The sequence below is a fragment of the Pseudomonas sp. GG8 genome (assembly GCF_052976945.1).
In genome coordinates this window covers 3,069,980-3,083,127 of record NZ_JBRIIP010000001.1, presented here as the reverse complement: position 1 = coordinate 3,083,127, position 13,148 = coordinate 3,069,980, and the positions used below count along the sequence as shown (strand labels likewise).

Here is a 13,148-nt window from a genome sequence, read left to right as displayed (position 1 = left end):
ATCGTGCTGGCTCTGATTTGCCCAAGCGGTTATCTGCTATCTGAATAAGGCAGCGTAATCAGTCATCTCCAAATACGTCGACTCCTTGACCCACAGAATTCAATCAGCACGGGGGCGCTCCGTGCGCCTGAACGATACTGCTCATCAGACAGAGGTGCGCTGGTGCTGGGTCAGGGAGATTGGGCAAGAGGGTCGACTGCATTATCACTTCGTCTTACTGCTCAACTGGGATGCGTACCACACCGTGGGACGCTTTCACTCGGCACAGCAGAATACATACAGCCGCCTAAATGCTGCCTGGGCCAGTGCGTTGAGAATTCCTGTCGACGATGCCTATGGCTTGGTGCATATCCCCGATAACGCTGGGCACCACCTCTCTCAGGATGATCCAGAGGAGATGGATCGGTACTTCCTTCGCGTGAGCTACCTCTGCAAGGCCGCGACCAAGGTGTACGGCAATCGATGCCATGTGTTTGGTTGCAGTAGGGGATAGCCCCCCTCCCGGCTAACCTGCAGCAGCTATCTCTGCAAAGCAGCTACTAAAGTCTTTGGGGATGGCAGTCATGGCTGTGGCGTCAGTCGGATTTGAGCGTGCTCGTTGGCCCTCAAATGAAGCCAGAGGGCATTTGATCGACGCTATCAGTACGCTCCCATATAGACCGAAAAGTCTATATGGGGCAGTCACATAGCCTTGCTGACAATCAAGGCTATGACCCTGATCAGTGCCAGCCCCAGGTAGATCAGTTAAAAAAAGCCTATTGAGATAGATATGACCCAATCCAGCAGGTTGATCCGTTATGAAACAATTCACTGACTCCAGCGCCACCCCTCCTTCCGCACTCTCGCGCATACATTACGGCCACACGTTCAGTGGGCTACCTGTCATGTGTGTGCACAAGCAAGTGCCGGTCTGGCAAGGGCGTCAGTTGTCCTCGTTGTCGAACCCCCAGTAGGCATTGAGCTTTTTTCGCAGCACCAACAGCGCGGCGGCTTCGGCCAGCGCCTTGTCTTTGCTGCGCAGTTCACGCTCAAGTTCCTGGATGCATTTCTTGTCTTTACGTGCTTGTTCGCGGTCGTCTTTTTGCTGGTCCTGTTCAGACTTCTGGCCGCTGATAAACGCTTGCCGCCAGACGAGGATTTGCTCCGGGTAAAGGCCTTGGCGTCGGCAATACTCTCCCAGGTCGATCTCGGACAAACCGGCGGCCTCAAGGACAACAGCAAACTTCTTTTCGGCTGACCAGTTCTGGGCCAATTGCTTGTTTTCGGGCACTACGTTTCCTTCTGAACTGACCTGCTTGCGCCAGTTGTACAAAGACATTTCGCTCACCCCTTCGCGCCGGGAAACCTTGGCTATCGACAGGTTAAGCGGAGGTGGCAACATCTTGAGCAATGCGGCTCTTCGTTCGGATGAATAGTACGCCACGGTGAATCTCTTTCCGCCCCCGATATGACTTTTCAGGAAAATCCGCAGAGGCGAAAGCACTTTTCTAATTTGAATTGCTCGAACGCAAAGCTGCCTATGTCAGGTGGACTTTGCGCCGATCAATGAAGTTTTTTAACGCACTACTTCTCCAAGTCAACCTTCAAACGCTCGCCGGCATAGATCTGAGCTTCCTGGGCTTTTTGCACCACAGCTGCAGTACCAAAGAACTCGTGGGTTACTCCTGGATAGAGCCTGCGTTCAACGCTCACTCCTGCGCTTCGCAGCGCCTGTTCCAGCTGAGCACCGTCGTCACGTAACGGGTCAATCTCGGCGTTGATCAATGTGACCGGAGGCAGACCTTGTAGATTGGCATGCACAAGATCGATGCGCGGATCTTTGGCATCAGCTTGGCTGGTAATGACTTGCGAAATGAACCACAGCATCATTGGACGGTTGAGGGGAATCGCATCGGCGTATTTCAAATACGACTCAGTGTCGGTATTTGACTGGGCTACTGGATAAACCGACAGCACATGCTTCGGAGCAGTCAACCCCGCCTTATGAGCCGCTACCGCCGTCGCAACGGCAAGGTTCCCACCTGCGCTCTCGCCAGCAAGCGCAAGACGCTTCGGATCACCATTCACCGAAGACGCTTTGGTTGTCAGCCAACGGTAAGCAGCTAGGGCATCTTCATGTGCGGCGGGGAATTTGTTCTCCGGGGCGAGTCGATAGTCCACGGAAACAACGACAGCGTTAGCCTGCTTCGCTAGACCTCGTGCGCCGCCGTCATAAACTTTGCGGTCGGCGAAAACCCACCCGCCTCCGTGGAAGTACAACACTACCGGAAACGGCCCTGTGCCGTCTGGTGTATACACAGTCGCGGGCATCGAGCCTGCAGCGCCCGGCACTTGGATCTCGCGAGTGGTGACGCCTGGCACAAGTGTCGTGGGCGTGCTGTCGCGTTTCTGGTCAGCCAGTACCCCTTTAACGGCGTCGGCCATGGTCGGTTGCTGGCGAGCTTCGGCTGGTGTGATCTTCTCAACTGCTTTGCCATCGAAGCTGGCAAATTTATTCAGCACTTTGTGCATGTCCGAATCAGTGCGCAGCATGCTTTTGGTACCGCTGACAGCAAGCTGAGAAACTGAAGGTTTGTCAGGGTCTCGAACACATCCGCTCAAGAAGGTAACGACTCCGATTGCTGAAAGTACGATGACCAGTTTGCGATGTTTTGTAATCATTATTTTTTCCTCACACCGACAGCCCGCCTTAATCGCGCACTGCGCCACGGGCGGGCCTTTTCGGTGCTTAGCTATCACGGTTTATGACCTACTCGGTATTTTCGGAGCAAGCGAAGGCATCAGGTTCATCCACTCAATCAGCCGGTTTGAGCACAACCTTTGTCCAGCCATTGTCACGCGCATCGAAGTGCTTATAGGCGTCTGGCCCTTCAGCGAGCTTCAAGCGGTGAGAAATGATCTGCGCGGGGTTAGCTCGCCCGTGGTGAATGAGTTGTGCCAACCTGCGGTTGTAGACTTTGACGTTGGCCTGGCCCGTGCGAATTTGCTGCCCCTTGAACCAGAATGCACCGAAGTCGAAGGCCATCTTGCCTTCCTTTGCGAGTTCGTTTTTTGCACCAGGGTCTTTCGGTATGAATACGCCGACGACTCCTATTCCACCGGTAGCCTTTGTCGAGGCAACGAGGTTGTTCATCGTCAGGTGATTGGCTTCATGCCCATGGCGGTCGCAGCACTGATAACCCACACATTCGCAACCACGATCAGTGCCTTTGCCATGAGTCAGATTGAGTATCTGATCCACCGCTTCTTTCTCCAGGGAGTTTATCGGTGTGGCACCCATTTGAGCCGCCAGCTTCAGACGATCTGGATGATTGTCGACCACGAATACTTGGGAGGCACCTTTGATCATGGCGGAGTGGGCAGCCATCAATCCGACCGGGCCGGCACCGTAAATCGCGATGCTCTCACCGGGTAATAGGCCGGCTAATTCAGTCGCATGCCAACCGGTAGGAAAGATGTCAGACAGCATCACGTAGTCATCTTCACGCTCTTGCGCGTCTTCGGGCAGCACCAGGCAGTTGAAGTCGGCGTAGGGTACGCGAAGCAATTCAGCCTGCCCTCCTTGATATGGCCCCATTTCTGCGAATCCATAAGCAGCGCCCGCATTACCAGGATTGGCGGTCAGACAAAACCCCGTCAGGCCCTTCTCGCAGTTTTCGCAGAACCCGCAGCCAATATTGAACGGCAGACAAACGCGATCCCCCACCTTTACCCGATCAACACCGGCCCCGACCTCAATCACCTCACCGAGATTCTCGTGTCCAAATACGCGCCCAGTCTCAAACGAAGTCCGACCCTCGTACATGTGCAGATCTGAACCACAGATGTTGGTGGCAGTGACTCGAACCAAGGCATCAGTAGGTTTTTCGATTTTGGCATCCGGGACATTTTGCACGCTCACGTCACGCGGGCCGTTGTAAACGATTGCTTTCATGTTGTTCTCCCATTAGCAAAACGAAAGGAATATTTCGTCTGCTCACCACTTATCTGTCAGGGAAAAGCAACATATGTTCAGTCAGTTGAGCCGAATGGCTGACGAGCGGTTAATTGAAATGCTTAGCGTCGAAAAGGATGAGTTTTTGGCCTCCGCGGGCATGGGAGGGATGATGAAGATGATGGATCAGCAGTCGTCCTTGATGGCAATGCCAATGGCTAAGGGATGACTGCATGCATCTGCGCTACCTCGGCAACCTTGGGGAGACAGATACTCGAAGATTTAGCTGCCGGCTTCCTGATCAATTGGTTCTTGGCTGAGAATTTGAATCGCGCCATCCAAGGGGGTCATGAGCAACTCTAGCTTTTTGAGCTGACGTAGTTGGATTCGATCCAACTTCTCCCTTATCTCGGCATAACCCCGTTTTTGAGCGCAGGTTGTAGTAGTCAACTAGCCTGATCTGAAGATGATTCAGCACCAGCTCATTTGGTTACTGAGGTTTCGGAAACTTCCGATGGATGCCTGATCTCTACCTGATGATCGCGGCCATCGTCGATCAGCGGAATGTCCTCGCCGCTGTGCAGCGTGCCGTCTAGACTGAATTGCGACAGGCCCTCGCCGACGGCGGTTTGTCGCACCCTGATATGGTAAATGGTTTCACCAAACCGGTAATGCAACGTGAAGCTAGGCCAGTGCGCCGGGAGCACCGGCCGTATGCGGAGTCGCTCGCCTTCACGCTGCAGGCCCAGCAGGGACTCCACCATCAGCCGGTACATCCAGCCTGCTGAGCCGGTATACCAGCTCCAGCCGCCGCGTCCGGCATGCGGAAACACCCCGTACACATCAGCGGCCACCACATACGGCTCGACTTTGTAAACCTCTATCGCCTCAGCGCTGCAGCCATGGTTAACCGGATTAATCATGCGCAGCAGCTCCCACGTTCGTGCACTGTCGCCCAGTGCGGCGAAGGCCATGGTTGCCCACACGGCTGCATGGGTGTACTGGCCACCGTTCTCTCGCACGCCGGGCACGTAGCCCTTGATGTAGCCGGGGTCGAGCGCCGAGCGGTCGAAGGGTGGATCGAGCAACTGGATCAACCCGACATCGCGGCGCACCAGATGGCGATCAAGCTCGTCCATAGCCTGGCGCCTTCGTCCGTCTGGTGCGGCGCCGGAGAGTACCGCCCAGCTCTGTGAGATTGAGTCGATCCGACATTCGTCGTTGCTTGCCGAACCTAGCGGTGTGCCGTCGTCGAAATACGCCCGGCGGTACCATGCGCCATCCCAACCATGCACTTCTAAGCTGTCCTGCAGCGTGCCCGCCTGCTCCTCGCAGCGCCGGGCGAACGGCTCGTCACCATAGCCGCGTGCGGTCTTGGCAAAGTGCTGCAATACCTCGTACAGGAAGAAGCCCAACCACACGCTTTCGCCACGCCCCTGCTCGCCGACCCTGTTCATGCCATCGTTCCAGTCGCCGGCACCGATCAGTGGCAGGCCATGGACGCCGCGCCCCATGCTGTGCTCGATGGCCCGCACGCAGTGCCGATACAGCGTTTCGTCCAGCGGCGCGCACGTAGGCAGGTCATAGTAGGACTCTTCGCCTGCGTCCAGCGGGCGGCCTTCGATATAGCCCACCGGTTCGTCGAGCACGCTGTGATCCGCAGTGACCCGCACATAGTGGCTGGTTGCCAGGGCCAGCCACAGGTAATCGTCAGAGCACAGTGTACGCACGCCTCGCCCCAGCGGCGGATGCCACCAGTGCTGCACATCGCCTTCGGGGAACTGGCGTGAGGCGCAGAGCAGCAGATGCTGGCGTGCGGCGTGCGGGGCGGCGTGGAGCATGGCCATGACGTCCTGCAACTGATCACGGAAGCCGAACGCCCCGCCTGACTGGTAATAACCGCTGCGAGCCCAGAAGCGGCAGACAATGACCTGATACATCAACCAGCCGTTGACCAGTACATCGATCGACGGATCGGGCGTTTCCACCTGCACCCGGCCCAGCGTCTCACGCCAGTGGGCCTGCACGGCGTCGAGTGCCTCGACCGCCCCCATGCTGCCACGGTAGCGCAGGCGCAAGGCGCTCGCCGTCGAGGCATCGCGCTCTGCGCCCAGACGGAACACCAGTTCGTGGCTGCCACCAGCGCCCAGTTCGAGGCCGACCTGGATCGCTCCGCACGGGTCAAGACCACCTCCGGTGCGGCCAGACAGTCGCGCCTGTGTCATCGCTGCTGGTGCCCCGAGGTTGCCGTTGCGGCCGAGAAACTCGCTGCGATCGGCGGTGACACTTAGACTTGGCGAGTCGACATCGAAGAATGCCACCCGGCCTGGAAACTCGATCGAATAGGTGTTGTGCGCCAGTAGGGCGCCGCTGAGCGGGTCGAACTCGGTGACCACGTGCATCGCCGACTTCTCGCGCAAATCGCCCAGCACCCATTCGACATAACCCGTTGCGGACAGGCGGCGCAGGCGCCCTGAGTCATTGCGTATCCTAAGCCGGTAAAACTTGATCGGCGCATCCAGCGCCACGTAGACCCACAGCTCGGTGTGGATGCTGTCTTCGTTGTGCTCGAAAACACTGTAACCAAAGCCGTGGCGGGTCATGTACGCGCCATGGCCGCGCCGCGGTAGCAGCGTAGGCGACCAGTAGTGCCCGGTCACCTCGTCGCGCAGGTACAACGCCTCGCCGCAGGCATCGCCGACAGGATCGTTCTGCCAGGGCGTCAGCCGGAACTCATGGGCGTTCTCGCTCCACGTATAGGCGCTGCCGCTCTCGGAAATGACCGTGCCGAACCCTGGGTTGGCCAGCACGTTGACCCAGGGCGCCGGTGTCGCCTCTCCCGGCATGAGAGTTATCGAATATTCGCGGCCGTCTGCCGTAAAGCCGCCGTACGGATTACACAAGATCAGCTCTCCCTGCTTGGGGGCGGGCTGCGGTGGGGTCGTTTCGAACAGGCGCGGGAGGTTCTGTTCGAACTGCGGCAGCGGCGGATCCACGCGACGCCGGTGCACCTGCTCGGCCAGGCTGCCATGGTCGTCGCTGAGGATGATGCGGGCGACCGACTGCATCAGAGTCCGATCCTCGTTCGAGAGCTGCTGAGCCAAGCGCACGAAGACTCTGCCCGGCCGGTCGATCAGGCTGGCATCAATACCCGAGGCAATCAGGCCCATGATCAGATCATGCAGGTGTTGCCGGTAGCCGGCACGATCCTCGTTCCATATCACCAGATCCACCGCCAAGCCCTTCATCCGCCAGTAGGTATGCGCTTGCACCGATTGGCGGACCAGCTCGATATTCTCTGCCGCATGGATCTGCAGCAGCACGATCGGTAGGTCACCGGAGACACCATGCCCCCACAAGCCGGACTGGTTCCGCTGATTGGCGGCCAGCACGCCGGCCTCTGCCCGATAGGCGGCATTCGCGTAGATGACCGAGGTGGCCAGGTGTTCATACAGCTGCGCATCGACCTGCGAGATATTGAACTGGCGGCGTAACACCTGACTATGGGTCCACGCCAGGTCGAACACGCGGTCGGCCAGATGGCGGTCGCGATATTTGTCGATCAGTTGCAGGCAGCCTTCGCGACTGTCGCTGACGCCGGTCACCAGATCGATCGTCGCCGACTGGTCGGGATCGAGGGTGATACGGCAGCGGATCGCCACGATCGGATCGAGCACCGCCCCGGCGCTGTTGGAGAGCAGACCCTGATCGTCGGGCGTGGCGTCCATCGCCGCTGGCTGGACGATACTGCGGCCGCGACCGATGAAGCGCCGGCGGTCCGTTTCGTAAGAGATCGAGTCGATATCGACCTGGTGCACCGCCAGCAGATGACACATCCAGGGCGCTACTTCCTCGCTGGAGCGCGACCGGCGCGTGCAAAGGATCGCCTGCAGCGGCTGCAGCAGCTCGGTCTGCACGAACAAATTGCTGAAGGCCGGATGTATCGCATCGCTGATCGCGGGAGCCAGCACCACCTCGGCGTAGCTGGTGAGCTCGATTGTGCGTCGCACCCGTGCACGGTTAGTAACATGGATGCGCCGCAGCTCGATGTCGTCCTCCGGCGATACCACGATCTCGGTATGAGTATCGAAGTCACGTTCGCGTATGCGGAACTCAGCGCGCGCCTCTGAGAAGATCGCCTCGTAACTTTCCAGGCGCCTCAGTGTTGGCTGATGGGCACTGGACCAGAAGGTGCCACTGGCGACATCACGCAGATAGCAGAACATGCCCCAGTTGTCGCAGGTGATGTCCTCGTGCCAACGGGTCACCGCCAGTTCACGGCAACGACTGTAGCCACCACCGGCACTGCTCACCATCACATGATAGCGGCCGTTGGACAGCAGTTTCACAGCGGGCCGGCGACGGTCGGGGTCAGTGAAGATGCGCAGCTGGGCTGTCGCCGGCTGTGCCCCCACATCGGGGGTGGTAAGGCCGGAAGCATGCAGGTACTCGGCTGCCGTTTTCGGTATCCGCTCCTGCAACAGCAAGGCGTTGGCCCGGAACTGCGGTTCGGACTCGAAACGTCGCTGCATCGGCCGGTCCAGCAGTACGCTGGCAAGTGCCAGCAGGCTCATGCCCTGGTGATGCGCCATGAAAGAGCGGACCACCACCGAGTCATGTCCGCGCGGCAAGCGTGCCGCGGTGTAGTCGATGGCCTCGTGCAGGCCGTAGCGTCCAGCCAAGCCTTGGGTGGCGAGCCGCTGTAGATTCCGGCAGGCAGCCTGCGGAGCCACCATCAACGCTAGCGCCGAGGCATATGGCGCCACCACCATGTCCTCGCCTAGCCCTCGCTGGAGCCCGAGTCCCGGTACCCCGAAGGCGCGGTACTGGTAATTGAAGTTGATGTCCCGCGTGTTGTAGGCCGATTCGGATACGCCCCACGGCAGCCCCAGCTGGCGGCCGTATTCGATCTGCCGGGCCACCGCCGCGCGGCAGGTCTGGTCTAGTAGGGTACCCTCGGGGCTCGGCATCACCAGCAGCGGCATCAGGTACTCGAACATCGACCCAGACCAGGACAGCAATACCGGCACGCCGCCGTTGCTGGTGAGTAGTCGGCCGAGTGTGAACCAGCTTTGCTGTGGCGACTGGCCCAGGGCGATGGTCACGAAGTTGGTGAGGCGCGCCTCCGAGGCCAGCAGGTCGTAGTAACCCGCATCCCGCAGATGCTCGTCGACGTTGAAGCCGATCGCGAACAGGTTACAGCGTGTGTCGTACAGAAAGCTGAAATCCATCGTCGCCAGGTCCTCGGCCAGCTTCGCCAGCCGTGTGGCGGTGGCGATGCGCTGGCTGGCATCACGCTGCACTTCGGCGACCTGCCCACGCAGGGCCTGGGGCCACAGATCGGCATTGAGCTGCGCCAAGTGGCGCCAGGTCGGCAGCGGCGTAACAGCATCACCTCCCGCGCCATTCATGGTCGATGGGAGCATGAAACGATACAGCTCGGCCTGCTGGTCGCCGCATTGGGTGATCAGCGCCGCCAGCCAGAAGGCGACGTCGCTCTCCGGTGTGGCATTGAGCACGGCGGCCAGCGCCACGGCACGATCGAGTAACCCGTGCATGCAGTCCGCTGCGTCTGGCAGCGATTGCGGCACAGTGGCCAGCGCCGCGCGCAGATCGGCCTGCAACGCGTGCATCTCGCGGCTGTCGAGCGCAGCGGCCGGGAGTGTGTCGCGCAGTACATGAAGGGTATCGCTCAGGCCTGTCAACTGGCGCGCGTCGAATAGCGGATCGTCGGCCAATGCAAGCAGGCCAGGGCGCAGGGTCAGAAGCAACCCGGCTAGATTGCCGCTGTCCACCGTCGAGACATAGCGCGGGTGCAGGGGTTGCAACGACAGGGTGTCGTACCAGTTGTAGAAATGGTTGCGATGCCGTTCCAGTCGGCTCATGACCGCGAACGACTGGTCTAGGCGCTCCAGTAGTCGCCCGGCACTCAGATAGCCGAAGTCATAAGCGGCCAGATGCGCCAGCAGGGACATGCCCATGTTGGTTGGCGAGGTTCGGTGGGCGATGACGGCGGTGGACTCTTCTTGGATATTATCCGGAGGAAGCCAGTTGCCTTGCTGGCTGACGTGGCTGTCGAAGAAAGCCCAGGTCCGACGCGACAAGTTCCGCAGAAAGCGCAGTTCGACGTTCGTCGGGGTGAATGCCGCGCGGGTGGCCGGCTTACTCAGCCACCAAGCGATGGCCGGCGATGCCATCCAAAGCAACACCAGCGGAGCGGCGAGCGCTAATGCGCCGGGGCTAGGGAGCAACGCCAGGATCACTAGCCCACTCAGCAGCGGACTTGCCCACATCAGCCGGTAGAGTTCCGGCAGGTCGTGGGCACTGGTGCGCTCTACTTCGCAAGAGGGGTTCCACTGCAGCAATCGGCGATGGCTGACCAGTATCCGCCACAGCGTGCTGGCGATTGCATCCAGGCTGCTCAGCGCCTCGCACGGCAGCCAGGCAAGAGTCAGTGCCGTGCGCAGGACATCCTGGCCGGCGGCGCGCAGCACCACCGCCAGGTGCTGGTCGAGTGGCACGTCGTGGGGCTTCTGGAACATCGCCTGTATCGGCGGAAGCAGCGATGGGATCAGTAGCAGGGCGAGGATCGTCAGGGTCCAGCCTGCCGGCTGCGCCAGGCCGAACCAGCCTGCCAGCAGCATCGCCAGCAGTGCCGCGGGCTCCAGGCTGCGGCGCAGGTTGTCGAATATCTTCCAGCGCGCTAGCGCGCACAGGCGATTGGCTTCGAAGCCGGCGCACTGGGTTGGCACCTGCGGCAGAATCCAGGGCAATAGCTGCCAGTCGCCGCGAATCCAGCGATGTCGGCGCTGGCTGTCAGCGCTGTAGCTCGAGGGGTACTCCTCGAACAACTGCACATCGCTGAGCAGGCTCGTGCGGGCGTAGCAGCCTTCGATCAGGTCATGGCTGAGAATGCGGTTGTCGGGGAAGCAACCGGCGACGGCCTGCTCGAACGCATCCACCGCATAGATGCCCTTGCCGATAAACGAGCCTTGCTGGAACAGATCCTGATAGACGTCCGAGACGGCGCGCGTATAGGGATCGATCCCTGCCTCGCTACCGAACAGGCAGGTATAGGCGGATCGTGCCGTGCTGGGCAGGCTGATGCCGACCCGTGGTTGCAGGATCGCGTAGCCGGCGCTGATGCGACGCTGCTGCGGATCGTAGACGGCACAGTTGAGTGGATGCTCCATGGCGCCAATGAACTGTCGTGCCGTATCCCGCGGCAGCTGGGTATCGGTGTCGAGGGTGATGACGTAACGCACCTGCTGCAGCCCTGCGAGGTTGCCGACAATCAGCGCAAAGCGCTCCTGCCCGGTGCCGCGCAGCAGTGCATTGAGTTCGGCAAGCTTGCCCCGCTTGCGCTCGTGGCCCATCCACACCTGCTCAGCCGAATTCCAGTATCGCGCGCGATGGAACAGGAAAAAGTGATTGCTGTCGGGATATTTTCGGTTCAACGCATCGATGCGCTCACGAGCCAGCGCCAACAAGGCTGCGTCCTGCTCCAGAACTTCGGTCGAGGCATCCATGAAGTCGGTAAGCAGCGCGAAATGCAAGTGCTCGTCGCGGTTGGCCAGGAAGCGCACCTCCAGCCCCTCGGTCAGCTCCTCGATGTCCTTCGCACGGGCTATGAGCGTCGGAACTACCACCAGCGTGCGCGCCTTGGCGGGGATGCCCGCGCTAAAGTCCAGGCGCGGCAGCATGCTCGGCGGCACAGAGAGGGTCACCAGCCAGTTCACCAGAGCCAGCGCCAAGCGGCTGGTAGTCAGCAGCGCGGGAATTGTGAGCAATACCAACAGTAGCCCATGCCAGCCGTTGGCCTGCGCCGCGGCGAAGAACGGTACAGCGAACAGGAACATCAGCACCGTGTTCAAACCGAGGTAAAAGGATAGCGGCGAGCGGCCCAGCAGCCGTTGGTATCGTTCACCCAAGGTGCAGTGTGCGCCGAGGTGTTGCTCCAACGCAGGCAGTCCCTTGCCGATCAAGTAGAAACCCACGTGACTGGTAACAGCTCCGACGTGATCAGCCCCGGCGTTGGCCTGTGCCAACTTGATCGCTGCCCGCGCCACGTTTTTCTCGGAGTGCGTACTATTTCTCGCAAGGCGCTCAACGACATGGCGGTAATTGTCACGCGTCGCGAAGTCCATGCTGACATAGACCCCCGATGGATCTTCGCGCAGCACTTGCTCGACGATACTCAAGCTCTCGACGAATTCGCGCCAGTCTGTCGTCGACAGCAGGCGCAGGCTACCGATGCTATTGCCGATGGAAACCTGGTCGGCCGCCTGTTGCTGCGCATCCATTTGCACCATGTGCTCGATGGTTTGTCCTGCCTCAGCCAGGTTTTGCTCGACCCAGGTCAACGGCAGTGCCAGTGCCGAACTCTGTCCCTGTAGTCGCCGCACCAGCTCGGCGACGAATGAACTGGTCATCGGCGGCTTCGAGCGTGCCATATCGGCCACACTGAGCACGACATTCTTCGGGTCGCACTCGACAGTTTCGGTCATCCGGTCGGCCCAGTCGTCGGCCAGACAACGATCATTCCATTTCGCCATGACCCGCGAAGCAACGCGGCGCAGATTCTCGATCAACGCCAGCCGCAGCATGATGGGGATCGCCCACAATTCGCCGAGTGTGAGCGGCGTTACTGCCTGATAGGCCGCAACAAAACGGTCCAGGATCTCGCTGTCAACCCGGCCATCGCCGTGTGAAATAATCTCCAGCGCGGTGTCGTAGATCCTCGGCAGCCCGGTCGATGGGCCATTCGCCAGCCGCGGCAATTCACGGCTGTAGCCCTTGGGTAGGTGCCTTTGCGCGATTCGAATTTGTTCCTCGATCAGATAGAAGTTGTCGAGCAACCATTCTGCGGCGGGCATGACGCGTCGACTGGACAACGTCGCTGTGGTCAGGGTTTCACAGCTGCTGACCAGCAGGGCTTCGTTATCGCTCAGTCGCGCCAGTAGCGGGTCCGCCGCCGAGCGCGGACTCAAGATGTGTTCGCGAGCCAGTTGAGTGCCATGGTTTGCCATCTGCTCGGTGCTGAACAACTCGGCGCGCAAGGCAGGCTCGTACTCGAACTTGCGAGTCGAGTCTCGCCACAGACGAAACCCTGTTTCAAGTCGACGCAACCGAAAAAAGGAGAGAATCCGCTGAGTATTCATTGATCCCCTGACCTCAGGCTGAGCCGTCAAAGAGATCATTCAGCCTAGGGGCT

5 protein-coding genes and 1 pseudogene are annotated in these 13,148 nt (G+C 59.9%); 2 read left to right on the top strand and 4 right to left on the bottom strand.

Features of this window, described 5'->3' with window-relative positions:
• The first annotated feature begins 64 nt into the window (after positions 1–64).
• Positions 65–493, top strand: a complete 429-nt coding sequence (locus ACVBEG_RS14715) for a YagK/YfjJ domain-containing protein (protein ID WP_369125019.1) — start codon at positions 65–67, stop codon at positions 491–493.
• 400 nt (positions 494–893) lie between these two features.
• Here ACVBEG_RS14715 and ACVBEG_RS14710 read toward each other — a convergent pair.
• The 3 genes and pseudogenes from ACVBEG_RS14710 to ACVBEG_RS14700 all read right to left on the bottom strand — a co-directional run.
• Positions 894–1,423: pseudogene (locus ACVBEG_RS14710) on the bottom strand (transposase); the annotation flags it as partial.
• 140 nt (positions 1,424–1,563) lie between these two features.
• Complete coding sequence (locus ACVBEG_RS14705; protein WP_322178693.1) at positions 1,564–2,661, bottom strand: alpha/beta hydrolase; 1,098 nt, start codon at positions 2,659–2,661, stop codon at positions 1,564–1,566.
• A gap of 133 nt (positions 2,662–2,794) precedes the next feature.
• On the bottom strand, positions 2,795–3,934 hold the full coding sequence (locus ACVBEG_RS14700) for a glutathione-independent formaldehyde dehydrogenase (RefSeq protein ID WP_322178694.1): 1,140 nt from the start codon (positions 3,932–3,934) through the stop codon (positions 2,795–2,797).
• A 73-nt stretch (positions 3,935–4,007) separates the two neighbouring features.
• On the opposite strand from ACVBEG_RS14700, the gene ACVBEG_RS14695 reads away from it, so the two are divergent.
• Entirely contained in the window at positions 4,008–4,163 is a 156-nt protein-coding gene (locus tag ACVBEG_RS14695) for a hypothetical protein (RefSeq protein WP_322178695.1), read from the top strand.
• 253 nt (positions 4,164–4,416) lie between these two features.
• On the opposite strand, the gene ACVBEG_RS14690 is transcribed toward ACVBEG_RS14695, so the two are convergent.
• Positions 4,417–13,095 carry a GH36-type glycosyl hydrolase domain-containing protein gene (locus ACVBEG_RS14690; protein WP_323569250.1) on the bottom strand — a complete coding sequence of 2,893 codons (8,679 nt, stop codon included), beginning with the start codon at positions 13,093–13,095 and terminating at the stop codon, positions 4,417–4,419.
• Positions 13,096–13,148: the final 53 nt, after the last annotated feature.